22 protein-coding genes are annotated in these 23,866 nt (G+C 46.7%); 20 read left to right on the top strand and 2 right to left on the bottom strand.

What is annotated here, in order from left to right:
* The first annotated feature begins 123 nt into the window (after positions 1-123).
* The 13 genes from ABD031_RS17165 to ABD031_RS17105 all read left to right on the top strand — a co-directional run bounded on the left by ABD031_RS17165 (position 124) and on the right by ABD031_RS17105 (position 14,216).
* Positions 124-1,269, top strand: coding sequence for an acyltransferase family protein (locus ABD031_RS17165; protein WP_343853715.1), 1,146 nt, complete (start codon positions 124-126; stop codon positions 1,267-1,269).
* 77 nt (positions 1,270-1,346) lie between these two features.
* Entirely contained in the window at positions 1,347-2,339 is a 993-nt protein-coding gene (locus ABD031_RS17160) for an endonuclease/exonuclease/phosphatase family protein (protein WP_343853714.1), read from the top strand.
* A gap of 266 nt (positions 2,340-2,605) precedes the next feature.
* On the top strand, positions 2,606-3,217 hold the full coding sequence (locus tag ABD031_RS17155; protein WP_343853712.1) for a fumarylacetoacetate hydrolase family protein: 612 nt from the start codon (positions 2,606-2,608) through the stop codon (positions 3,215-3,217).
* Positions 3,218-3,269: 52 nt separating this feature from the next.
* A complete protein-coding gene (locus ABD031_RS17150; RefSeq protein WP_343853711.1) occupies positions 3,270-5,147 on the top strand; it encodes a M23 family metallopeptidase in 1,878 nt (625 codons plus the stop codon).
* 24 nt (positions 5,148-5,171) lie between these two features.
* Entirely contained in the window at positions 5,172-5,621 is a 450-nt protein-coding gene (gene bcp, locus ABD031_RS17145; RefSeq protein WP_343853710.1) for a thioredoxin-dependent thiol peroxidase, read from the top strand.
* Positions 5,622-5,630: 9 nt separating this feature from the next.
* Complete coding sequence (locus tag ABD031_RS17140) at positions 5,631-6,482, top strand: transketolase (RefSeq protein WP_343853709.1); 852 nt, start codon at positions 5,631-5,633, stop codon at positions 6,480-6,482.
* 24 nt (positions 6,483-6,506) lie between these two features.
* Complete coding sequence (locus ABD031_RS17135; protein ID WP_343853707.1) at positions 6,507-7,469, top strand: transketolase family protein; 963 nt, start codon at positions 6,507-6,509, stop codon at positions 7,467-7,469.
* A gap of 145 nt (positions 7,470-7,614) precedes the next feature.
* A complete protein-coding gene (locus ABD031_RS17130; RefSeq protein ID WP_343853705.1) occupies positions 7,615-7,863 on the top strand; it encodes a DUF2188 domain-containing protein in 249 nt (82 codons plus the stop codon).
* Entirely contained in the window at positions 7,860-8,480 is a 621-nt protein-coding gene (locus ABD031_RS17125; RefSeq protein ID WP_343853703.1) for a hypothetical protein, read from the top strand. Before ABD031_RS17130 ends, ABD031_RS17125 begins: the two co-directional genes overlap by 4 nt.
* A 148-nt stretch (positions 8,481-8,628) precedes the next feature.
* Positions 8,629-9,705 (top strand): polysaccharide deacetylase family protein, encoded by a 1,077-nt coding sequence (locus ABD031_RS17120; protein ID WP_343853702.1) that lies wholly within the window; start codon positions 8,629-8,631, stop codon positions 9,703-9,705.
* A 56-nt stretch (positions 9,706-9,761) separates the two neighbouring features.
* Positions 9,762-10,841 carry a dihydrodipicolinate synthase family protein gene (locus tag ABD031_RS17115; protein ID WP_343853700.1) on the top strand — a complete coding sequence of 360 codons (1,080 nt, stop codon included), beginning with the start codon at positions 9,762-9,764 and terminating at the stop codon, positions 10,839-10,841.
* A gap of 294 nt (positions 10,842-11,135) precedes the next feature.
* Positions 11,136-12,854, top strand: a complete 1,719-nt coding sequence (locus ABD031_RS17110; RefSeq protein ID WP_343853699.1) for a tetratricopeptide repeat protein — start codon at positions 11,136-11,138, stop codon at positions 12,852-12,854.
* Between the two features lie 192 nt (positions 12,855-13,046).
* Positions 13,047-14,216: a PQQ-dependent sugar dehydrogenase gene (locus ABD031_RS17105; protein WP_343853697.1), complete on the top strand. Its 1,170-nt coding sequence runs from the start codon at positions 13,047-13,049 to the stop codon at positions 14,214-14,216.
* Positions 14,217-14,549: 333 nt separating this feature from the next.
* On the opposite strand, the gene ABD031_RS17100 is transcribed toward ABD031_RS17105, so the two are convergent.
* Together ABD031_RS17100 and ABD031_RS17095 are read right to left on the bottom strand one after the other, a co-directional pair.
* The gene (locus tag ABD031_RS17100) at positions 14,550-15,206 is read right to left on the bottom strand and encodes a sugar transferase (protein ID WP_343853761.1); all 657 of its coding nucleotides are present in this window, start codon (positions 15,204-15,206) and stop codon (positions 14,550-14,552) included.
* Between the two features lie 16 nt (positions 15,207-15,222).
* Entirely contained in the window at positions 15,223-15,702 is a 480-nt protein-coding gene (locus tag ABD031_RS17095; RefSeq protein WP_343853696.1) for a hypothetical protein, read from the bottom strand.
* Positions 15,703-16,823: 1,121 nt separating this feature from the next.
* On the opposite strand from ABD031_RS17095, the gene ABD031_RS17090 reads away from it, so the two are divergent.
* The 7 genes from ABD031_RS17090 to madM all read left to right on the top strand — a co-directional run bounded on the left by ABD031_RS17090 (position 16,824) and on the right by madM (position 23,756).
* Entirely contained in the window at positions 16,824-17,441 is a 618-nt protein-coding gene (locus ABD031_RS17090; RefSeq protein WP_343853695.1) for an NADPH-dependent F420 reductase, read from the top strand.
* A gap of 511 nt (positions 17,442-17,952) precedes the next feature.
* Complete coding sequence (locus ABD031_RS17085) at positions 17,953-18,612, top strand: ROK family protein (protein ID WP_343853694.1); 660 nt, start codon at positions 17,953-17,955, stop codon at positions 18,610-18,612.
* Positions 18,613-18,719: 107 nt separating this feature from the next.
* Positions 18,720-20,099, top strand: coding sequence for a glucose-6-phosphate dehydrogenase (zwf, locus tag ABD031_RS17080; protein WP_343853692.1), 1,380 nt, complete (start codon positions 18,720-18,722; stop codon positions 20,097-20,099).
* 4 nt (positions 20,100-20,103) lie between these two features.
* Complete coding sequence (pgl, locus tag ABD031_RS17075; protein ID WP_343853691.1) at positions 20,104-20,796, top strand: 6-phosphogluconolactonase; 693 nt, start codon at positions 20,104-20,106, stop codon at positions 20,794-20,796.
* Between the two features lie 346 nt (positions 20,797-21,142).
* Positions 21,143-22,639: an acyl-CoA synthetase gene (locus tag ABD031_RS17070; protein ID WP_343853690.1), complete on the top strand. Its 1,497-nt coding sequence runs from the start codon at positions 21,143-21,145 to the stop codon at positions 22,637-22,639.
* A complete protein-coding gene (locus tag ABD031_RS17065) occupies positions 22,636-22,998 on the top strand; it encodes a malonate transporter subunit MadL (protein ID WP_343853688.1) in 363 nt (120 codons plus the stop codon). Before ABD031_RS17070 ends, ABD031_RS17065 begins: the two co-directional genes overlap by 4 nt.
* Positions 22,995-23,756, top strand: a complete 762-nt coding sequence (gene madM / locus ABD031_RS17060) for a malonate transporter subunit MadM (protein ID WP_343853686.1) — start codon at positions 22,995-22,997, stop codon at positions 23,754-23,756. The genes ABD031_RS17065 and madM overlap by 4 nt, the downstream gene beginning before the upstream one ends.
* Positions 23,757-23,866: the final 110 nt, after the last annotated feature.

The raw sequence follows: 23,866 nt of genomic DNA, 5'->3' as shown, positions 1-23,866 counted from the left end.
AAATGAGAATTTTTCTGCCTTCCAGCTAGTCCTTTTTGAGAGTTTGCACCCTTTATAGTTACCATTCCCGAATATTCCGGGAAAGATTTACTTTGATTTTCCTTACCTCTTAAAAACCACCCAATGACAATTGATCAACAGGCAAAAGTCATGAGCAACCGGTATCTCGCCCTTGATGTGTTCCGAGGCATCACGCTTGCTTTCATGATTATTGTAAATTCCCCTGGCAATTGGAGCGACATGTTTGGGCCGCTTACTCACGCCTCCTGGCATGGCTTCACTCCTACCGACTTGGTGTTTCCCACGTTCCTGTTTGTGGTCGGCAATGCGATGAGTTTTGCGATGAAAAAACTCAACGAAATGCCTGCGGGAATTTTTTATCGAAAAATCATCAAGCGAACCCTACTCATCTTCCTAGTCGGATGGCTGCTAAATGCCTTCCCTTTCTATGACTTGAATGAGGCCGGAGAGGTGATTTGGAAAAACCCCTTTGAAGTCCGTTTACTTGGTGTCTTACAGCGTATCGCGCTCTGTTACTTCTTCGCAGCGATTATCCTTTACTGGGGCGGCGAAAAATTAGGTTGGATATTCAGCGTAGCCGCTTTGCTGCTTTATTGGGCGATCCTTCACTTTTTTGGAGATGCCGGCGCGCAATACCTTCTCGAAACCAATGCGGCGACCAAACTTGACTTGGCGCTGATCGGAGCCGAAAGACTATATACCGGCGAAGGAATCCCCTTCGATCCAGAAGGTCTCCTGAGTACGCTCCCTTCTATTGTCAATGTAATTGGTGGCTATTTGGTGGGTAAAATGATTCAGAAAAAAGGCAATAACGTCAAGACGGTACAGATCCTCCTACTCGGCGGCGTTATCCTCATCGCTGCAGCGTATGCTTGGGATCTGGTGTTGCCAATCAACAAAAAGCTTTGGACTAGCTCCTATGTATTGCTGACGATAGGATGGGATCTCTTGATCCTTGCCGTGCTGATCTTTGTGATCGAAGTCCGAAATCAGAAAAGCTGGACTTATTTCTTCGAAGTTTTCGGAAAAAATACGCTGGCGCTATACGTACTTGCCTGGATTGTGGTGGATATTTTCATGTTGATTCCCTTTGGTGATTCAAATCTGCGAAACCTGTACTATGAGGGTCTGTTCACCAGCTGGCTAAGCCCAAAAACTGCCTCTTTCTTTTTCTCACTCAGTTACATGCTCCTAATTTGGCTAATTGGATGGTGGATGGATCGCAGAAAAATCTACATCAAACTCTAAAAACACCAGTCTGATACAGAGGCTTTTAAAGTAAAATGGTAACTTCCTTTACTGTTTTACTTCAAAAGCCTTTTTTTATGAAACTACGACTCGCCGTTTATAACATGGAGTGGATGCGAAACCTTTTCGAAACCGACGGATCCCCCATCACCACGGGCAAGGAAGGTAAAAAGAGTCGTTCACTCGCCGCGATCGTACAGGCACTCCAAGTGGATTTTTTGGGTGTGGTCGAAGGACCAAACACACTGGTCAGTGGAGCTAAAACCAGCTCCGGCCAGCTCGTAGATTGGGCTGACGTATTTCTTCCCGGCCACACCTACTCGGCCGTACATGGCTTCCCATCTTCGGGTCAGCAAGAGCTCGCTGCACTCTACGATCATTCTAAAATCAAAGTCCTCTTCACTCCCGAGACTCGCGATGGAGAACGCTTTAACCAACCTTTCTTGATGGACACGACCAATCGGATGATTAAGGAGCAGTACAAACACTACCGACCACCACTCGAACTGAGCATCTTGGGTATGGATGACCAACTTTTTTCCCGAGTGATTATTGCCCACACCAAGTCAAAAGGCATTTTTGACAAGGTGGACTATGCACGGTTTGAGCAACTGTCGCAAAGAGATCGGCTGAGGCTTTTCGGCGAATGCATGCACATTCGGGAGCGCTGTGATCAGTACCTTGCCAAGGGCCAGGATGTAATAGTTATGGGCGACATCAATGATGGATTTGAGTTAGATTTCTACGAAAACAGATTTTCAAAAAGTGCTGTTGAACTCCTTCTGGGCGACACTTGGACGCCTGAATGGATACTACGATCTGTTCTGCCCAAACCCAAACTCAATGCGTACGGCTGGTCTCCTTATTCGGGAAAATACAGGGATCGCATTACCGGTGATGAGTTTAACGTCCTCATTGACCACATCCTGGTCAGCAAGGGAATCAACATCCTAAAAGGACAGGTCTGGAATCCATTTTTAGAGAAAGATGATCCCGTCATCCAAGTACTAAAAAACGACCTCTACCAAGCCTCAGACCACTATCCGATCTTTACAGAATTAGAAAATTGAAGTCCAATCAACGCTTCGTCTCGCCGAAATTGTCCAGGGATGAAATGTAGGTGTTCTTTGTTTGCTCAACACTTCGGTTTTTGGATTCGGGAGCGACCTAAGCTGGTGTAGCATAACTTTGATCTTGTCGGCTTGCGGATTTTCATGCCATTGCCTGATTTTTCCTCGAAAAATTACCTCGATGCGGCAAATAGGATTAATTTCACGGGCGAAAATAACGTTTGAATTTCGTTTGAAATTCAAGCTCCTGAATTCAGAATTTCCCTATGAAAATCATTTGCATCGGTCGGAATTATGCGGCCCATATCGAGGAACTCAAAAACGAAAAACCCGGAAAACCGGTCGTATTCCTCAAGCCGGACACGGCACTTCTCAAAAACGGCTCACCTTTTTATTACCCAGACTTCTCTAAAAATATCCACCATGAACTTGAGTTGGTGTTAAAGATTTCCAAAGAAGGGAAGTACATACAGCCTCAGTTCGCACATCGCTATTTCGAAGAAATCGGGCTCGGAATCGACTTCACTGCTCGTGATCTGCAGGATCAGTGCAAAGCCAAAGGTCTCCCGTGGGAAATAGCCAAGGCATTCAACTCCTCCGCTCCAATCGGAGACTTTAAGTCTACCTCTGATTTTGCAGATCTGAAAAACATTGATTTTCAACTCGAAATCAACGGCGAGCTAAAGCAAAAAGGAAACACCAGCCTAATGCTTTTCGACTTTGCCACGATCATCTCCTACGTCTCCCAATTTTTCACCCTAAAAAAAGGAGATCTGATCTATACAGGTACTCCTGCCGGAGTGGGTCCGGTGGAGATTGGCGATCGCCTGACAGGATTTATTGGAAAAGAAAAAATGCTGGATTTTGAAGTTAAGTAAGTCTGTCCCACTTGTCAGTCTTTGCGATCGCAGTGAAGCAATCTTTAAAGTATTGGAGTTAATTAAGCTTTTCTCCCTAGTACTAATTCTCGGTCTCAGTACGACATTTGGAGGTTTTTCGCAAGAAATCCAAAAAGGGTATTTCCGCTCTCCCGTGAAACCGGGTGGCAGGAACTTTCTATCCGGCAACTTTTCCGAACTTAGACCCAACCACTTTCACACAGGATTGGACTACAAGTTTGGCGGAAGTGAGGGCGAACCAATCTATGCAGCGGCAGACGGATGGGTTCATCGAATCAAAATTTCCTCTTTCGGCTACGGTAACGTGATCTATCTCAAGCATCCCAACGGTAACATTACGCTGTACGGTCACTTGAGGAATTTCAACCCAAAGCTTCAGGCTTGGATGCGACAGAAGCTCTACGAGGCTAAGGCAAATGAGCTGGAGGTTTTTCCAAACCCTGGAGAACTCAGCGTAAAAAAAGGCGAGCTAATAGCAAACGGCGGCAACACCGGAAGCTCTGGTGGCCCTCACCTACACTTCGAAATTCGAGACAGCTTGGACCGTGCGATGGATCCACTATTGGCGGGTTTTACCGAGATTTTGGACAATATCCCTCCTACTCCGCAAAAGATCGCCATCGTCCCGCTGGAGATTGATAGCCGAGTCAACGGGAAATTCCAACGTCTGGAAATCACTCCTGTACTCAGTGGAGCGAGTTATCGGGTCCCAGAGACAATCAAAGTCACAGGGAAAGTCGGTCTGGAAATCCAAAGCTACGACAAGCTGGACGGTGCGAACAATCAAAACGGATTTCCGAAATTTGAGGTTTCTAGTGATAGTGGAATCCAATACACGTTGAAGATTGACAAGGTAGACTTCAATTACTCCAGGCAATTTCTGCTGCATACCCATCTCAATCGCTTTACCAAACTCTATTTCCAACCGAATCTAAAGTTTGACTATATCTCTCCAAAAACGCCGGGGACGGGTGTGTTTGTCGTAGAATCCGGCCAAAAGGAAACGATTCAGATCAAACTTTCCGACGCCTATAGCAACGCTCGTTTGGTAAACCTGACTTTGACCGGCACTGATTTGGATTCTACTATTTCAGATGGTGTAGCACCCGCCAAAGCGCAAACTAGCTACTACAACCATCATATGAAGATCCGTGTAGCACAGACCGACAAGGGTGGCTTGGCGAAGTTTTTCATAGGAAATACCGTCTATGAGATCCTCCCTGCCTACCAAGACGCCCAGACTCGAACGTATTTGTGGGATTTGCGATTTGGCGTCCCTTCTAAAGTTGACCTCTGTTCAGAGATTCTCGACCCTGAGCTTTTCGGCCATTTCCCTTTGGGAAAAGAGCACCTGCACGCCACCGACAGACTCACCGTCCGAACGGACGATAACAGTCTATTGGAAGATCTGTACCTGCGTGTTGGTTTTTCAGGATCCTCTTCAAATCCTGTCCTCAGATTGCAGGAAACCACCGAATACCTCTGGAATCCGATCGAGGTCACCTGGGATGTAAGCGGGTATACTGGAAATAAAGGTAAAACTCACGTTTATCTCCGCTCGCCAAATGGTTCAAGATCCTTTGCAGGAGGAGACTGGGAAGGTGGACAAATCCGCTTCAAAACCAGAAATTTTGGTAGTTTTGTCCTCGCCGTAGACGACGTGAAACCGAGCATCAACTTGATCCGCGCCAATTCCCAAGGGATGAGGTTTACCATTAAGGACAATCTATCCGGCATCAAAAGCTTCGAAGCATTTGTGGATGGCAAGTGGGTGCTGATGCGGTACGAGCATAAACAAGCCGTGATTTGGTCGGAAACGCTCGACGGAGAAGTCCTTCGCGGAGCCGCTGTCCTCAGGGTGACCGACATGGCGGGAAATGTCGCCGAATGGAAAGGGACGATTGCCTGAGTTTTTAAACTAAAGAGAAGTAAAATGTCATTAGAAGTTGGCCAGATGGCCCCCGATTTTGAAGCCAAAGATGAAAACGACAACCTGGTGAAACTCTCCTCCCTGCGCGGCAAAAAGGTGGTCCTTTACTTTTATCCAAAAGACAACACCCCCACTTGCACCACACAAAGTTGCAACCTGAGGGATAATCACGAAGCCTTGCTCAAAGCCGGGTATATCGTGCTCGGGGTGAGTTCTGACAGCGAAAAATCACACCGTAACTTTATCAAAAAACAGTCTTTGCCCTTTTCACTCATCTCCGATCCGGAGCAGCAAGTCCAAAACTTGTATGGAGTGTGGGGTGAAAAAACGACCTTTGGAAAAACCTACATGGGAACGATCCGCACCACCTTTGTCATCGACGAAGCGGGCAAAATCACAGAGATCATCCAAAAAGTCGAATCCAAAAACCATACTGCTCAAATCCTAAAATAAACCGACCTAATGGAAAAACAACCAATCGAACAACTCCAAAAAGTCGCGACACAGCTCCGCAGGGACGTGTTGCGCATGGTGCATGCGGTGCAGTCCGGCCACCCAGGTGCGCCACTCGGCTGCGCCGAATTCTTTGTCGCACTGTACTTTGACCAGCTTCACCACAATCCCGACTTCAAGATGGATGGCAAGGGCGAAGATCTCTTTTTCCTCTCCAATGGCCACCTCTCTGCTGGATGGTACTCTGTGCTCGCACGCAGTGGCTATTTCCCTGTGGAAGAGCTGAAGACTTTCAGAAAACTGAACTCCAGGCTTCAGGGTCACCCGGCTACGCATGAGCATCTTCCTGGTATCCGTGTAGCATCAGGATCCTTGGGTCAGGGACTTTCTGTAGCTATTGGAGTCGCAGAAGCCAAGAAGATCGACAAGGATGACCGTCTGGTCTATGTTATGATGGGTGACGGTGAACTTCAGGAAGGCCAGGTATGGGAAGCCGCAATGTATGCTGCACACCATAAGATGGACAATATCATCGCGACGATCGACTACAACGGCCAGCAGATCGATGGGCCGGTATCCAAGATCTTGGATCTCAAAAATCTCCGAGCAAAATGGGAAGCTTTTGGCTGGGAAGTCAATGAAATCAAAGAAGGAAACGACATGAAGTCGGTGTTGGAAGGTCTCGAAACTGCCAAATCCCTAGCCGGAAAAGGCAAACCGGTGATGAATCTACTCTATACCCAAATGGGCTATGGCGTGGACTTCATGGTAGGCACACACAAGTGGCACGGCTCCCCTCCCAATGACGAGCAACTGGCCAATGCCTTGGGCCAACTTGAAGAAACCCTTGGCGACTATTAATTCCTCCTTCCAAAAGACTTTATCATGAGCTTAGACTTAAAATTCACCTATACAGAAAAGAAAGATACCCGCTCCGGCTTCGGTGACGGCTTCCTGGAAGCAGGAAGAAAAAACCCAGATGTCGTCGGGCTTTGTGCTGACCTCATCGGCTCCCTGAAGATGGGAGACTTCCAAAAGGAATTTCCTGAGCGTTTCTTCCAGACCGGCATTGCTGAGGCAAACATGATCGGCCTATCGGCAGGCTTGGCACTGGGCGGCAAGATTCCATTCGCAGGTACATTCGCCAACTTCGCTACCGGACGCGTCTATGACCAAATCCGTCAATCCGTAGCTTATTCCAACAAAAACGTCAAGATCTGCGCATCACACGCCGGTTTGACTTTGGGTGAAGACGGGGCCACGCACCAGATCCTAGAAGACCTCGGCATGATGAAGATGCTCCCTCACATGACGGTGATCAATCCATGCGACTACAACCAGACCAAGGCAGCTACTCTGGCAATCGCCGAGCACGAAGGTCCTGTTTACCTGAGATTTGGTCGCCCAAGCTGGCCTATCTTCACTCCAAAAGATCAGAAGTTTGAGATTGGCAAAGCCTGGAAGATGATCGACGGCAAGGACGTGACCATCTTCGCTACCGGCCACCTGGTTTGGGAAGCTGTTGTAGCTGAAGCCATGCTTCGCGAGGAAGGCATCTCCGCCGAAGTGATCAACATCCACACCATCAAACCCTTGGACGAGGAAGCGATCTTGGAATCTGTGAAGAAGACTGGCTGTGCCGTGTCTGCCGAAGAGCATCAGATCAACGGAGGCTTGGGTGACAGCATCGCTCAGACGCTGATCCGCCACAATCCAGCTCCTTTAGAGTATGTAGGTGTCAATGACAGCTTTGGCGAGTCTGGCACTCCTACTCAACTCTTGGAAAAATACGGCCTGAATGCGGAGAATATCGTGAAGGCTGCCAAAGCAGCGATTGCGAGAAAATAAGCATCCCTGCACTGAAGGTAAAAAACCACAGCTGTAACGGCTGTGGTTTTTTTGTGCCCAAGCGCGAGGCTGAAATAATCACCCAAGCGTTCTATATCTACATACGCAGCAAAATCCGTATATTCATTTTCAAACGTTGATCGCAATGAGTACCAAAGACATAAGTGGTGATTTGAAGAAAAAATTTATGGAATCGATTGAATTCCATAAAGACCATGTGCACGTAGTAGAGATGAGTGAAGGCTGGGTAATCAAGCGGGAAGGTTCTAAGAAAACAATCCAGACCGCATCCAGTCAAGAGGCTGCCATGAAGGCTATCCACGAGCTAAAAAATGTCAGCAAAGTTTACGTCCACCCCAAAGTTGGAGATATTTCCATTGAAAAGATGGAATGATGGACACCAAAAATGTATTCATCAATTGCCCCTTTGACAACGAGTTTTATCCTTTGTTGAAGGGGATATTTTTTGTTCTGATCTATCTCGGATTCAAGCCAAAAATCGCCGAAACTTCCGATTCTGGGCAGGTGAGAATTCTCAAAATCAAAGACTTGATGGTTGCCTCTCCCCTCTCCATCCATGATCTTTCGCGGATTGACCCGCTTGCCACTGACGCAGCTGCGCGTCTCAACATGGCATTTGAAATGGGAATCGATTTTGGACTTAGATATTCAGGCATCCCAGAATATGGAACCAAGCGGTTTCTGATCTTGGAAAAAGAAGAGCACCGTTACAAGACATTCCTCTCCGACATATCCGGCAATGACATAAAGTCGCACCAGAACGACCCCGAATTGATCATCAAAGCCATTCGAGACTGGATAAAGTCCCAAGGCCAGCGGAAGGCAGTTCCCAGACACAAGCTTATTTTCTCTGCCTTCAATGAGTTTCTGATGTATTATAACCAGATGATCGGAGGGGAAGGTTACGATCCAAAAGAGATAACTGCGCTCACTTTTTCCGACGTCATTGATATCATGACCAATTGGGTCAAAAAGTTCAAGAAGATCTAAATCTCCTCCGTTCGACCGGGCTATATTGAGGTTCAAATCCCTCCTATCAATCTCTTTTTTCACTTTTCGCACCCCGAGATTAGCCTATTTGCCCAGTTTTCCAGTATTCAATACGTATCCCTCAAAGAAATTTTAACCGACTTGCCCCATGAAAACCGGCATTCAGCCCCCTTTATCCCTGCGCGCTTTGCTCTCGGTGCTTGCCTTAGCTTTGACTGCATCTTCGCTCCAGGCGCAGACCTACGCGGAGAAGCTCGGCTGGCCAAAGGATAAAAAAGTCGTCATCTTCCACGTAGACGATGCCGGAATGTCCCTGGAGTCCAATAAGGGCACTTTTCAGTCCCTTGCCGGTGGTATCGCAACCTCCTGCAGCGTCATGATGCCCTGTCCCTGGGCGGGGACTTTTATGCGGGAAAGCAAGGACAAGGGACCGATCGATGCAGGCCTGCACTTGGTATTGACCTCGGAGTGGAAAGGCTATCGATGGGAACCGCTGGCGGGCAAAAGCCAGGTTCCAGGACTCCACGATCCCGAAGGCTCATTTTGGCATACGGTCGAACAAGTCGTCGCACATGCCAGTCCGGAGGAGGTCTACATCGAGCTCAAAGCCCAAATCGACCGTGCTCTCAGCATGGGCATCCGCCCTACTCACCTGGATTCCCACATGGGGACGGTCTTTGCACACCCGGAATTTCTGAAAAAATACATCCAACTGGGAGCCGAATACGAGATTCCGGTGATGTTTCCGGGAGGCAACAATGTGCTCTTGGAGGAAAGTCAGCTCGCGCCAGTTGTGAAAAAACTGAAAGCCGAGGGAAAATATACCGAGGGCATGGCTCTTCCCAAACCCGCCCTCCTGAGCCAGACTACCGCAATCGGCGAGCAAATCTGGGCACTGGGACTGCCGGTCTTGGATGATCTCCATAGCATCAGCGGGGACTGGAAGCCAGAAAAATCAAATTATACCCCAGAAGAGCACGCACAATACAAAGTCGAGCAGTTCAAGCGGATCCTCGACAAGATGCAGCCCGGCTTGGCCATGATCATTGTTCACAGCACGACGCACAACGAAAATTTCGATACCATCTCTGGTTCGGGCCGATCAAGACAGGCAGACCTGGATGCTATGGTATCTGCTGACCTAAAGGCCTTTATCGAAGAAAAGGGCATCATCCTGACCACCTGGAGAGAAGTAATGGAGCGTCGCCAGAAACTCACCCAATAGTAAAACCCATACTCCGTCTCCTTTGTGACCCGCCGTTGCAAGAATCCCAACCCCCTATGAATACATTCGACCACTACACACGCAGGATTTTTTTGAAAAAACTCTCAATTGGTACGCTGTCCCTCAGCGCCTTGATGGGACTCAATCAAGAGTTGCTCTCTGCGGTGCTGCCCCAGCCAAAATTGAAACCGAATGCCGACATCTTGAAAGACAGCGAAAAGAAATTTGTGCCGGTGATGCTCACTCCCTTCGACTCAAATTTGAAGATTGATTTTGCGGCCTTGACGCAGCTCACTGATTTTTACCTTGCATGTGGTGCAAAAGGCTTTTTTGCGAACTGCTTGAGCAGCGAAATGTATCATCTCGACAATGACGAGCGTCTGGCATTGGCTCGCCATGTGGTCAATCAAGTGAAAGGCAAAGTGCCGGTGGTGGCTACGGGTTCTTTTGGAGATACGATTGAGGAAAAGGCGGATTTTACCAAAAGGATGTATGAAACCGGTGTCGACGCCGTGATCTTGATTACCAGTCACTTTGCTGCGAAAAACGAGGACGATACCACTTTAATCAGCAATCTTGAAAAGTTCCTGAGCCTTACGGGAAACATCCCATTGGGCACCTACGAATGCCCCTCTCCCTACAAAAGAATTATCACACCTGAAGTCATGCGCTTTATGATTTCATCAAAGCGTTTTATCTACCATAAAGACACCTCGCTGGATCTCGACAAAATCGAAGAAAAACTGGCTATCACCGACGACAGTCCTCTGGAATTTTATGACGCCCATACACCAAATACGATGTATTCGCTACAGATGGGAGCTCGCGGCATGTCATGCATCGCTGGAAATCTCTACCCTGAACTATTCTCCTGGATGTGTGCCAACGCGAGCGATCCAGCAAAACAAGCCGACGTCGAGTGGCTTCAGTCTGAGCTCACCAGAGCCGACTCCATCATTTCTCAGGGCTACCCCACCAGCGCAAAATACTTTCTGCAAAAGCGAGGCGTGCCCATCCTACCGATCTGCCGATCAAAAAACACGCCTCTGACGACGGATCAAATGCTGGCGTTGGACAAAATCTACGAAACGCTACCGCAGTGGCATGAGCGCTTGGGCATCAAGCTAAGCTCCTAGCGCAGTAGGCCCTTTTTCAGGTCAACAGCGACTAAATATTGGCGAAGAGAGAAGTGACTTTCATAGGAATCGTTTCCTATTTTACTGATATATAAAATCTTAAGCCCTCTCTCCACTTTTATTTTTCAACAAAATTTCTTTCTTTGACAGAGTTGTTTTGAGTCTCCGCCATCAAAATATAGAGCGGCAGGTTTCATCTTACGCAGCCGTGTCATCGGTATAGCGCCTAATTGGGAGCTAGTTTTAGGCTTACATCGATTTTTTTCAGCACCCAATCCTTCCATCCTCAAGCTCATGAAAACAGTATTTTTCATCTTGATTTGCTGCGTATTTTTTACCGCCTGCAAACCGAAGCCCCAAACATTTCAGGCTCCTTTACTCAAAAATATCGGGGAGTACCAAGTAAATGTAACCACCAAATCACCTGATGCCCAGACGTTTTTCAATCAGGGAGTCATCATGGCGAATAACTTCAACCATGCGGAGGCAGAACGCTCCTTTAGGGAAGCTGTCCGCCTCGATCCCGATTTTGCGATGGGATATTGGGGCATTGCCTATGTGCTCGGACCCAATTTCAACTCTTCGTCAAACATGGGAACGATCAATGAAATCCGCGATGCGGTCGCAGAAGCCGTTCGATTGAGTGAACAAGCCAGTGCCTGGGAACGAGCTGTGATCGATGCCATCGCTATCAAATTTCCCTCTTCCTCCACCACTTGCGACGATCAAGCCTTCTCAGACGCAATGCGTGAAGCTCACGAGGAATTTCCCGAAAATTCCTTCGTGGCCACCCTTTACGCAGAATCTGTCATGAATCTCCACCCGTGGGACTTCTACGAAAAGCGAGGTGGATCCCCGCGCCCCTGGACTCCCGGGCTCGTCGCTCTTTTGGAACGCGTCATTGCCATAGATCCTGAAAACCCACTGGCCAACCACCTATATCTCCATGCCACGGAAGCAAGCGGAAAGCTTGATCAAGCGCTTCAAGTATCGGAAAGACTGAAGGATCTGGTACCCTCAGCAGGCCATCTCGTCCACATGCCTTCACACATCTACATCAATACGGGGGACTATCACGAAGGCTCCATCGCAAACGAAAAAGCGGTACTTGCAGATAGCACCTACATCGCCGAGTGCAAAGCGCAGGGGTACTATCCGCAGATGTACTTTACCCACAACTACCACTTTCTCGCGGCTACGGCCGCTTTTGAGGGGCGAGCTTCCCGTTCGATCGAGGCGTCGTTCAAAACAGCCAGCTTAGTCGATCCAGCCTACACGCACGAACCGGGGTTCGAAATGGTACAACACTACATGACCATCCCCTACCACATCCTTATAAAATTTGCCCAATGGGAAAAAATCAGATCGCTACCCCAGCCCGCAGACGACCTGATCTATCCGAGGGCAATCTGGCACTATGCCCAAGGAATGGCGCTGGCCCAGCAAGGCGAAAATGACAAAGCAAAGCTCCAGTTGCAGCAACTTGAGATCTTGGGCAAGGATTCTACAATCGCGGATCAAATGAACTGGGGAATCAACAAGGTGACAGAGGTTTGCCAAATTGCTTCCAACGTATTGGAGGCAAAAATATTGACGAATGAGGGAAAGGATGCTGCAGCCAAGAAATTGCTTGCCGAAGCAATTCATATTGAAGATAATCTTAATTACAATGAACCGCCCGACTGGTTCTTTTCTGTACGGCATATTCTCGGCAACCTCTTCCTCGAGACTGGCGACTTTGCAAATGCGGAACAAGCCTACCGCGAGGATCTCGATAACTGGCCAAAAAACGGCTTTGCGCTATCCGGCTTGACCGTCGCCCTGATGGCTCAGGGAAAAAATGAAGAAGCTGCAGAAACGGACAGACAATTTCAAGAGGCGTGGAAACTGGCAGAAATGGAGTTGAAAGGATCTGAAATCGAACCAAATAAGCGCATCGATGTCGCACTGAAAATTGATAACAAATCACCCGGAGAAATGATCTATTTGGCAGCGACGGTATGCCTGAGATAGCATAATAGAATCTGGATTTTCCTGCAGCTCTATTCTGTCATAATCTGCCCAAGGTCGATTGAGGATTTAACCAGCATCGTTATTATGCCGTAAAAGAAAATATACGTTAGGGCGCTTTGCCGTTTGGGAGATTACCCTTAAATGGATTCGGTCCGAAAACGAGATTCTCTCACAGAATAATCCTTAATCGATATGAATTCACGCCTCCCTTCCCCCTTTATACTCCTTTTTTTGATTGCCTCATTGGCCGCCTGCGCTCAAAATGATCCGGCAGATCCTTCTCTCCCAACGGACCTCCAACTTTCCGTGGCTTTTCCACAGCTGTCTTTCAATAGACCTGTTGATCTTCAGCATGCTGGAGATGGAAGCGACAGGCTTTTTGTCGTCGAGCAACGCGGGGTTATCGCTGTTTTCAAAAATGAGACGCAGGTGGTCGAAAAAGCCACCTTTCTCGATATAGAAAGCAAAGTGAATGACGGGGGCAATGAACAAGGGCTACTGGGTTTGGCGTTTCATCCGCAGTATAAAACGAATGGCTACTTCTTCGTCAACTACACCGCAGCCAATCCAAACAGAACTGTCATTTCGAGATTTAAAGTATCCGCGTCTGACCCGAACAAAGCCGATCCAACGAGCGAACTGGTCATTCTGGAGTTTGAGCAACCCTATTCCAATCACAATGGCGGACAGCTTTCCTTTGGCCCAGACGGCTTCCTGTATATCGCGGTAGGCGACGGTGGTAGCGGAGGAGATCCACAGGGTCATGGCCAAAACTTGCGCACCCTGTTGGGTAGTATTCTCCGCATCGACGTGAACACCAGCGAGGGAGCCAAAAACTATGGTATTCCGTCGGACAATCCCTTCGTCAATGGTGCCGGAGGAGCGCGACCAGAAATCTACGCCTATGGACTCCGTAATCCATGGAGATTCAGCTTTGACCCCAAAAACGGCCAGCTCTGGACAGCTGATGTAGGACAAAACAGCTACGAGGAGATTGACATCATCATCAAAGGCGGGAATTATGGCTGGAACACCATGGAAGGCACCAACTGCTTCAAATCCGATTGCAACGAAACCGGTTTGGAGTTGCCAATCTGGGAGTATGGCAGATCCGAAGGAGTGTCGGTTACCGGTGGCTTTGTGTACCGTGGGGCCACCTTAAACCAACTGGAGGGCCAGTATATCTATGCTGATTTCGCTACTGGACGGATTTGGAGTTTAGACAACAGTAATCCCGAAAGCCCATTAAATAGAGAACTGTTGAAAGCCGGATTTAATATTTCCTCCTTTGGCATCGACCAAAATCAGGAGTTATACATTTGTAGTTTTGACGGTAAAATATATACACTGCAGTATAAATGAGAAGTTTCAAACCGCAATATAAAACTTCTGTTTACTGCCACCTCAGACTCGGATCCTTTGATCTACCATTCTAGGATAGTAAACTCTATTTTTTTAGGAAAGAGGACGTTTGCATCCATCTCCCTTCCGTTCGTGGTTTAACTACCCTCAGATAATCAATCCATTACCGCTGAATAGCCGGAAGCACAGACCATAAAAAGAACCAAAGCTTCGCCAGTGCCATGGTTCTTTTTGGTGTTCGGGACAGGAAACTCGATTACCCTGCAAAATCCGAATTAGGAAAAGGCAAAAAGAATGAATTATCTCAAGTTCGATTTAAAAACTGCTACAAAATCAGTAAGCATTCTTATTGTTGAACAACAGGCACTTTATCGTCATAAGGATTATTCTAAAGTCAAATAGCAAGCTCCAATTCTTAATATAAAACAAATCATAGGTAAGACGACAATTAATGTCTCTTTGGGTTCTGATTTCTCCACGAAATCCTTTTGCTTGAGCTAAGCCAGTTATCCCTGGTTTTACCACATGCCTACACATAAACCATGGAATTTTTTCAGAATAAACTCGGTTCATAGGAATCGCATGAGGTCTTGGACCGACAATTGACATTTCACCCAGCAAAATATTGAAAATTTGCGGCAGCTCATCCATGCTTGTTGCCCGCAAGTAATACCCTACTCGCGTAATTCTAGGATCATTTCTCTGAGCTTGGTAGAATTTTGTGGTAGGATCAAATTTCATCGTCCTGAACTTATAGCAATAGAAAGGTCGATTGTTTCTACCATGTCTCAATTGCCTGAATATCACCGGTCCGCGCGAGTCCACAACGATGCAAATGGAAATAATAATGAAAATCCACCAGCCGACAGTCAACAGAAAAAGAACGCAAAGCAGCAAATCGAAAAACCTCTTGGAGTAAACCTGAACAGAGTCGAGATAGTTAAGCGAGTACGAGTGTATGATAAAATCCTTCTCCTGCTTATAGTTCATTATAGAAATGTACTTCTCAATGGTTAGTGACATGGGTTAAGTGTTTAGGTGAGTTTTTTGGGTGATATCTCTGATGCTGGCTGACAGCGATGTGTTTTCTCTTAACCGGATCACTTAAAAAATATCCATACCATAGTCGTTTAAGCTCTCTAAAAAATTTGATGTACCGCTCTGAGTTGAAGTTCAACCAAGGGTGGTTTTGTTGCATAATTATTCCTGAAGCAAAAACTGAGGTCACCACTAGGGTACAATTGTTCCTGGCTTGAATTTCGTGGTTGCCCAGGAATGCCCATTTTCTTGTAAAAAACACACCCGAAATTCCATCAAGGAAAGGTAGAACAATAGATTCCCTCGATTTCTCAAATAATTTAAAATCTCGTTTAAGGCAACAAGCATACTGATTCAAGTTTTTGACGATTGTACCTCCATATTTGGGAACTTCAATCAGCTGTCCTTTGAAAATGCGGTAGCTTGAAATTTCTGATTCGTTGTTCATATCCTTAAAATCAAGATGAGCTTGGCTTTTTTTAAGCCACTATTTCGGTCTCAAATCTAAATGCAAGATGCATTTTTTTTAATATGAAATACATTTTTGTGAAAAAAATTTTTATTTCGGGATAGGGCCTGAAAAAGAAAAAAAAAGGCTTTAAGCTGAAAAATTTTTAAATATCGAGAGCCTGTCCGAATAAGACCTTGGTGCAACTAAGGAGCATGGCACTAGTTGCAAAAACTGCTAAGAGGAATTGAAATACAACTTTTTTAATTTCATTTTTTGGATATACGCTACTTTGCATGTAGCCGGATTGAACGAGCCATGGAAATTTTCAACAATAACAAATACCCAACATCGGCCTCCCGTCACCTGTGCTGAGCACAACTGAAGTATCGATCTTCCTCACGCCCGGAGAAAACGCAGTCAACTTGACCAAGAAAAATCGGTTATTGGTAGAATTACGTGAGGCAGAATCTCTCTTAGGCATTATACTGTTGGATTATGATCAAAAAACCTTTTTTTCTGAGGTTCTCGAAATACCATATCACCTCAAGAAGTTCTAGATTCTGAGTTGACAAGGACATATTAGTGGGGTTGATGACCAGTGGGTACTCAAGAGAAGGCTCCGTCGTTTGTTGATTTGAAGTGTTTGGAGAACTTTTGCATAAGGCCCAAGTGAAAGCGCAGTGAAGCAGTTGAATTTGCTTTTCAAGGCTGCTTGCCGGAATAGAAACTCCTAACTATGTCCAGGTTAAAATGGTCAGGCTAAACGCTCTGCAAGCCCGAAGATGAACGCCAAAATAAGTTGAGCTTGCTCTGATTCTTACCCATACCTGCGCAACCCATATCCGACGATTGAAAAAAACCAGCGGTTCTAACTCAAGTTTCGATACGTGATAATCCTAAGTTTTAATAAAAACCCAAATTCCAAATTTTATAAAAAAAGAAATTCCAGCTATCAATAGTATCGATATATAAACTGTTCAAAATTAAATTTTGAAAACCAAACAGAATAACTTATTTTTTCTATCATTTCAACCATTCCAAAACGCGTAAATCTCTCACACCCGTAGGCTTTTGGACTCGGAACTAAACTAAATGCATGATTGGACAGTTTATAGGCTATGAAACTTGGTATTCTTGGCGGCACGTCGCTAGCCTATACATTGGGAAAGAAATATTTGGAAGCCGGTCTTTTGGTAGTTTTCGGTGTGTCCAACGATTTTGACGGAGAAGCTAATGACTGGAAAATGCTTAACCGGCTCTACAATAGAATTTGTCCGTTCGAATCAGCACTGATCCAATCTGAAATTGTACTTATCTGTTGCTACAATGAGAACTTCGAAGAAGTCTGCCGTGCACTTCAAAACGTTGATTTAGGTGGTAAAATTATCATTGACTGCACCAACGCAGCCTACAATCAACAACTCGCCAACGCAAACACAGCTAAGATATTGAAGATTGCTCCAAACATCCCTGTATTCAAGGCCTTCAATAATCTAGGCGTAGATTATCCGGAATCGGACCTCATGGGAATCATAAAGGAGACCTACTACTGTGGCGATAGTATTCCCGAAAAAAACCGAGTCAAAAGGCTGATCGAACTCATTGGCTACAGGGCAGTGGATGCCGGAAAAATGCACAATGCACAATTGCTGGAGGCTTTTTATCATCTGAGTAAAGAGATTTGTAGTAACAAAAAGGAACAATCCAACTACCACTTCAAGCTGATCACCTTTTGAGCGTCGACTACAGAATTCACTTTTAGAGGCTGTTACGCAGATTTGTTGTAAAAGATTTAACTGCTTCTGGCTGGGGCCTTCCGAGTCTACAAACCGCAATAGACCATAGCGATCACTGGAATACAGCCGAATGAATTGTTTTTACCTCTTATATTGCTCAGCCAAAACAAATCGTTAATGAAATTGGGCGTCATTTAACCATAGAATACCATTTTCAACTAAAATTAAATTGACGCGTGAAACCGTCCGCATCCCATCCCTCAGATCGATTGAAAACACACCTGCAATACGGAAAATCGTTGGGGCTTTCGCTTCAATAGCCCCATAGTTTAACCTGTTCTAGTAAAAGTATTGCGTATCTTTAATCCGAATATCCGACTTGCTCTGCCGGAAATCTTAATGTTAAAACAAAACTTTGCCTGGAGCCCGACAATCACCCTGTCAAAACTCCAACTAAAAGCCTGCCAAGGCTCCAACTAAAAGCACAAACCTAACCACCTATTTACACAAGATGAAAGTACTCGTAATTGACATCGGAGGATCAAACATCAAAATACTCGCAACCGACGAACCCGAACGTATCAAAATACCCTCAGGGCCCGACTTCACTCCAGAGGACATGGTTCCATTGGTTGTAGAAGCAGCAAAGGATTGGAACTACGATGTGATCTCGATCGGCTTTCCGGGCGTAGTTAAACAGGGGAAAATTGCAGCAAACCCCGTCAATATGGGCTTAGGCTGGAAAGGATATGACTTTGAAGCGGCATTTGGATGTCCCGTAAAAATCATTAACGATGCTGCGATGCAGGCCTTGGGCAGTTACGAAGGTGGAAAACTACTTTTCATGGGCTTTGGTACCGGACTCGGTACCGCTTTTGTTTTCGAAGAGCTTATTCTTCCCCTTGAAGGTGGCCATATGCCCTTTAAGCAAGGCACCTTTGAGACCCATGTGGGCAATGACGCAATGAAAAAAATGGGTAAAAAACGCTGGAAGGAAATGGTTTACTTGTCCATAGCACATTTCAGACGCTGCTTTCAGCCAGATCAGATCGTGCTGGGCGGGGGGAATTCCAAACTCCTCGAAGACATTCCCGAAGACTGCGTGATGGGATCCAACAAAAACGCATTTACCGGAGGCTTCAGACTTTGGGAAAAATCCTACAAGTATTGACACCGATTGGAAACTAATTTCCAGAAATCAACATTCAATCCGAAAACAGGATTCCTTGCCAACTTGGAATCCCCTAAAATCTATACTCTGCAATCATCTTTTCATCCATGACTCAAGTCAAATCAGACGCATTGGTTTTTTACGGTGCTACCGGTGATCTCGCTTACAAAAAAATCTTTCCTGCTCTCCACATGATGGTAAAACGGGGAAATCTAAACTCTCCAATCATTGGTGTCGCCCGCGGAGACTATGATCTCGAAAAACTCCGGGCCCGAGCAAAAGACAGTATTCAAAAACACGGACAGTACGAAGAAAAATCCTACGAAAAATTCTGTAGCCTCCTTGCCTTCGTCGGTGGTGACTATACCGATCAGGAGACCTTCAGAAGAATTCGAGAGGCACTAGGCGAGGCCAACAACCCGACGCACTACCTGGCTATTCCCCCTGTTCTTTTCCCCACCATTATCGCGCAACTTGATCAGTCCGGCTGCGCCAAAGGTGCCAGAATTATTGTCGAGAAGCCTTTTGGCACGGACTACGAATCTGCAAAAGCACTGAATAAAGTTCTCCTCGCCAAATTTGCCGAGAGCTCCATCTACCGTATCGACCATTATCTGGGTAAAAGACCTGTGAATAACATCGTGTTTTTCCGTTTTGTCAACTCTCTTTTGGAACCAGTCTGGAATAATAACCACATCGAAAGCATCCAAATCACCATGGCGGAGGATTTTGGAATCCAGGGTCGGGGTGCCTTCTATGACGTCACCGGCGCTATCCGAGATGTGATCCAAAACCACCTCTTTCAGATTCTCTGCAACCTCACCATGGAGCCACCCAAAGCACTGGACAGCGAATCTATCCGCGATGAGAAAGTAAAAGTATTGAAAGCAATCGCACCACTCCGGGCGCAGGATGTCATCTGCGGACAGTACGAGGGTTACCTTGGTGAAAAAGCTGTCAAAGAAGGCTCGAAAACCGAAACGTTTGCAGCCATGAGAATGCACATCGACTCCCCTCGTTGGGACGGGGTGCCATTTTATATCCGTGCCGGAAAAAACCTACCGGTGACTTCAACCGAAATCCTGGTTCGATTCAAGCATCTGCCTTCCGCTTACTCGACCATCGCCACGCAACCCAATCATATCCGGTTCAGAATCAGTCCTGACGTAACGGTGGCATTCGGAATGCTGATCATGGCGCCTGGCGAGGACATGTCCTCTGTATTGTCAGAAGTACACGGGAACCCCACTCCTTTTCCAAACGAAAAAGAAGCCTACGAACGCGTCCTCTCAGACGCGATGGCTGGCGATCCAACCCACTTTGCACGCCAAGATTATGTAGAGGAAGCTTGGAAAATCGTGGACGAATACCTCTCCTCAGATCACCCGGTCTATTCCTATGACGTGAAGTCTTGGGGACCAGACATTGTCAACGAACAGATCCTTCCGCTTGGTGGATGGAACAACCCGGTTGTAACCAAAAAATAGATAAATGGAGATAAGAACCTTTCAATCTGCAGGTGAGGTAGCCAAAGAGGCCGCCGCACTCATCGCTACTCGAATCAGAGAACAAGTAGCCAAGAAAGGCTTCTTCACGCTGGCCATCAGCGGAGGCCGCACGCCTTGGGAAATGATCAGGGAACTGGCTGAGGAGGATTTGCCTTGGGAAAAGGTGTTTTTGTTTCAGGTCGACGAACGAATTGCTCCCGATGCAAGCCCGGAGAGAAACTTGACTCAACTATTCAACTCGATTCAAAACACAAAGCTAATTACCAGCTTGAATGTCTTCCCCATGGGTGTCACCGCCGAGGACCTAGAGCAATCGTGTGAAGAATATGCTGAACACATTCTTAAAATCACCGGCACGGGGAGGCTTGACTTAGTCCATCTGGGCATGGGTACCGACGGACATACTGCATCCCTGGTACCCGGCGATGACGTCTTGGAAGTACAGGACAAAAATGTGGCCCTAACTAATCACCCCTATCAAGGTCGCCAACGGATGACGCTAACCTATCCACTGATCAACCAAGCTTCGGAAATCCTCTGGATCATCACCGGGTCGGAAAAAGCTGAAATGTTGGCTAGACTTCTCCAAAAAGATCCCAACATTCCTGCCGGACAAATCGATCAAACACACGCATTCGTCCTCACCGAAGAAAGTGTCACCTCGTCAATAAATTAATTGAAATCCAGCTCTAGGCTGGATTTTTAGTTTTAGACGCTGTTTTAGATCAACCGTTGGCTTTTGTCCTACTACCCCCAACCAAGGCACACAAGATTTCCAATTGCCTGGAATTTGCATTTATTGAAAAATTGAACACATGGAAACAATCCCTGACTGTTCTTCGAGCAAACAGATGCCATTAATTACGTGAAGCGTCCTAAATTGCTTTTACATCAATTGTCGCTATTATTTTCTACTTCATCATTGCGGCGAAATATCGTAGACTCCAAACCGCATTATTTTAGCCCAAGCAAAAAACGTAAATTCTAAATCTGGGTTAAATTCCCGGAAACAAGGCCAAGCTATGAATTCACTTTTCCACCAGGCGCTTCAAAACCCCGAAAAGATCGCTATTGTAGATCAGGACAACACCTATACTTATCGCTCTCTGACGGAGCGAGCCCGAGCGATTGCTGCTTTCTTGCTCAATGGAAAAATCGATTTGAACGATTCACGGGTTGCCTACATGGTTTCTCCGGGATTTGACTACGTTTCAACTCAATGGGGAATCTGGATGGCAGGAGGAATTGCCGTTCCGCTTTGCACCTCTTACCCTTTGCCTTCGCTCCAATATGTGATCGAAGATACCGGTACCGAAATCATACTCACTGGCGCCGAGTATGAAGACTTGTTGGCTCCTTACGCAGTAGATCCCAGCATTCGCTTTGTTCGCCTTTCAGAAGGGATTCCTGAGAGTGACCCATTCAATTTACCAACGATCGATCCAAATCGAGGCGCCATGATCTTATACACTTCCGGTACCACAAGTTTGCCCAAAGGTGTTTTGACTACACATGCTATCATAGAGGCGCAGATCAGCACCTTGATTATTGCATGGAAATGGACATCCGAGGATCATACGCTTTGTCTGCTACCACTCCACCACGTGCACGGGATTATCAATGTCGTTTCTTCTGCACTTTGGGCTGGAGCCACGGTGGAATTTATGCATCCCTTTGATGCAAAAACGTTATTTCAGATTTTTTTGGAGGGAAAGCTGAACGTCTTCATGGCCGTCCCAACCATCTACTTCAAGTTGATATCGGAGTTTGAATCCTATTCAGAATCAGATCAAAGGTTGCTTTTCAGCGCGATGGAAAAATTTCGCTTGATGGTTTCGGGATCGGCAGCACTGCCTGTCTCCGTGATGGAAAAATGGAAGTCCATCTCAGGCCACTACCTGCTTGAGCGCTACGGCATGACCGAGATCGGCATGGCGATCAGCAACCCCTACGTCGGAGAAAGACGTGCAGGTCACATCGGACAAGCCTTACCCGGGGTGGATGTCCGGCTGGTAGATGAACAAAACGCACCGATTGAACCGGGACAGCCGGGAGAGATTCAAATCAAAGGCCCCTCCGTCTTTAAGGAATATTGGGGAAAACCGGAAGCAACAGCCAAATCGTTTACGCAAGATGGCTGGTTCAAGACCGGCGATATTGCGGTGCTTGACGAAGGATATTTCCGGATTCTCGGTCGGGACTCGGTTGACATCATCAAATCAGGCGGTTACAAAATCTCGGCTTTGGAGATCGAGGAAGTCCTTCGCAAACACCCAGCCATCAAGGATTGTGCAGTGGTCGGTATGCCAAATGAAGAATGGGGCGAGCTCATATCCGCGGTTTTAGTCACCGATGAAAACTTGGATCTCAAGCTCCTTAGCAAGTGGATACGCGAACAAATACCAGCTTATAAGACTCCACGGCACTATTTGGTCTTGGCGGAATTGCCTCGCAATGCCATGGGAAAAGTCGTCAAAAATGAGTTAAAGGCCCTTTTTTTAACCGTCCAACAACCATGATCAAAGGCCTAGCGGTGTTGTCGTTTTCATTTATTCTGGGCATGTGGTGCGGTCAACTATTGGGTGCTTGGCTAGCAATCAATACCAATGTGGGAGGAGTGGGATTCGCAATGATCTTTCTGCTCCTATCAAAGGAGTTTTTAAGTAAAAAAGGCTGGTGGAATGGTGAGCTGGAATTTGGAATTGAGTTTTGGAATAAGCTCTACATCCCGGTCGTCATCGCGATGGCCGCCAGTCTTGACGTCAAGTCCGCCCTATCCTCCGGTTGGCTGGCTATTTTAGCAGGGATCATTCCGGTTCTATTGGCCTTCTGGGTTTTCAAGATCTTGATGAAAAACTTGAACCCAGCCAGGCAATGAACGAATTGGCTCAAGTAATTGGCAAAAATGGATTGATCGTTGCCTTTTTGGTCGTCGGTATTTTGACCTGGCTATGCGACCTTTTCTCCAAAAAAATCCTCAACGCCCGCATTCCGGGATCGGCCATTGCCATCTTCCTCGCTTTGGTATTTGGCTATTTGGGCGGAGTTTGGGCTGGGGGAGAAAAAGGCCTCGCGGACTTGCCGCTTCTCCAGGGGCTTTCTCTATTGGGAGGGTCAATGTTCCGGGACTTTGCTATTGTCGCTACGGCGATCGGTGCCAGTTTTGTCCTGATTCGAAAAAGCGGCCTCCTTGGATTGATTTCCCTGATTCTTGGAATCGGCATCTTCTTTTTTTCGGGTGTGGCACTCGGTTGGGTGATGGGCTATAGGGACGTGATCAGCCTCTGCACCATCGGCGCAGGAGCCTGCACCTATATCGTAGGGCCGGTTACTGGAGGGGCACTGGGGGCAAGCTCAGAGGTGATCGCATTGAGTATTGGAACTGGCGTGGTTAAAACTATCGCAGTCACCATTTTGACCCCCATCTTCGCCAAGACAATAGCGCTAGACAACCCCGGAGCAGCCATGGCTTTTGGCGGAATCATGGGTACTTCGAGTGGTGTGGCCGCAGGCCTGGCAGCGACTGACCCCAAACTTGTACCCTATGGCGCAGTAACGGCAACATTTTACACCGGCTTAGGATGCCTTCTTTGTCCTTCTTTGTTTTACTTGCTGCTAAAAATGCTTTTAGAATAGGAGCAATCTTCTACTTAATGCGATCACCTGGATTTTCAAAAACATCGCTATTTACCAGCAATTCTACTATTTTGCCGACGATCACTTTTTGTCTTTTTCCCAAAAGACAA

Source organism: Algoriphagus jejuensis (assembly GCF_039523455.1).
GTDB lineage: Bacteria > Bacteroidota > Bacteroidia > Cytophagales > Cyclobacteriaceae > Algoriphagus > Algoriphagus jejuensis.
Note: the sequence above shows the minus strand (reverse complement) of the source record. Positions and strands in the feature narration are given on the sequence as shown.

What these genes read in the sequence shown, in the direction of transcription:
- ABD031_RS17165 (WP_343853715.1), top strand. Translation starts at nt 124, where the DNA reads ATGACAATTGATCAACAGGCAAAAGTCATGAGCAACCGGTATCTCGCC.
- ABD031_RS17160 (WP_343853714.1), top strand. Translation starts at nt 1,347, where the DNA reads ATGAAACTACGACTCGCCGTTTATAACATGGAGTGGATGCGAAACCTT.
- ABD031_RS17155 (WP_343853712.1), top strand. Translation starts at nt 2,606, where the DNA reads ATGAAAATCATTTGCATCGGTCGGAATTATGCGGCCCATATCGAGGAA.
- bcp (WP_343853710.1), top strand. Translation starts at nt 5,172, where the DNA reads ATGTCATTAGAAGTTGGCCAGATGGCCCCCGATTTTGAAGCCAAAGAT.
- ABD031_RS17140 (WP_343853709.1), top strand. Translation starts at nt 5,631, where the DNA reads ATGGAAAAACAACCAATCGAACAACTCCAAAAAGTCGCGACACAGCTC.
- ABD031_RS17135 (WP_343853707.1), top strand. Translation starts at nt 6,507, where the DNA reads ATGAGCTTAGACTTAAAATTCACCTATACAGAAAAGAAAGATACCCGC.
- ABD031_RS17130 (WP_343853705.1), top strand. Translation starts at nt 7,615, where the DNA reads ATGAGTACCAAAGACATAAGTGGTGATTTGAAGAAAAAATTTATGGAA.
- ABD031_RS17125 (WP_343853703.1), top strand. Translation starts at nt 7,860, where the DNA reads ATGATGGACACCAAAAATGTATTCATCAATTGCCCCTTTGACAACGAG.
- ABD031_RS17120 (WP_343853702.1), top strand. Translation starts at nt 8,629, where the DNA reads ATGAAAACCGGCATTCAGCCCCCTTTATCCCTGCGCGCTTTGCTCTCG.
- ABD031_RS17115 (WP_343853700.1), top strand. Translation starts at nt 9,762, where the DNA reads ATGAATACATTCGACCACTACACACGCAGGATTTTTTTGAAAAAACTC.
- ABD031_RS17110 (WP_343853699.1), top strand. Translation starts at nt 11,136, where the DNA reads ATGAAAACAGTATTTTTCATCTTGATTTGCTGCGTATTTTTTACCGCC.
- ABD031_RS17105 (WP_343853697.1), top strand. Translation starts at nt 13,047, where the DNA reads ATGAATTCACGCCTCCCTTCCCCCTTTATACTCCTTTTTTTGATTGCC.
- ABD031_RS17100 (WP_343853761.1), bottom strand. Translation starts at nt 15,206, where the DNA reads ATGAACTATAAGCAGGAGAAGGATTTTATCATACACTCGTACTCGCTT.
- ABD031_RS17095 (WP_343853696.1), bottom strand. Translation starts at nt 15,702, where the DNA reads ATGAACAACGAATCAGAAATTTCAAGCTACCGCATTTTCAAAGGACAG.
- ABD031_RS17090 (WP_343853695.1), top strand. Translation starts at nt 16,824, where the DNA reads ATGAAACTTGGTATTCTTGGCGGCACGTCGCTAGCCTATACATTGGGA.
- ABD031_RS17085 (WP_343853694.1), top strand. Translation starts at nt 17,953, where the DNA reads ATGAAAGTACTCGTAATTGACATCGGAGGATCAAACATCAAAATACTC.
- zwf (WP_343853692.1), top strand. Translation starts at nt 18,720, where the DNA reads ATGACTCAAGTCAAATCAGACGCATTGGTTTTTTACGGTGCTACCGGT.
- pgl (WP_343853691.1), top strand. Translation starts at nt 20,104, where the DNA reads ATGGAGATAAGAACCTTTCAATCTGCAGGTGAGGTAGCCAAAGAGGCC.
- ABD031_RS17070 (WP_343853690.1), top strand. Translation starts at nt 21,143, where the DNA reads ATGAATTCACTTTTCCACCAGGCGCTTCAAAACCCCGAAAAGATCGCT.
- ABD031_RS17065 (WP_343853688.1), top strand. Translation starts at nt 22,636, where the DNA reads ATGATCAAAGGCCTAGCGGTGTTGTCGTTTTCATTTATTCTGGGCATG.
- madM (WP_343853686.1), top strand. Translation starts at nt 22,995, where the DNA reads ATGAACGAATTGGCTCAAGTAATTGGCAAAAATGGATTGATCGTTGCC.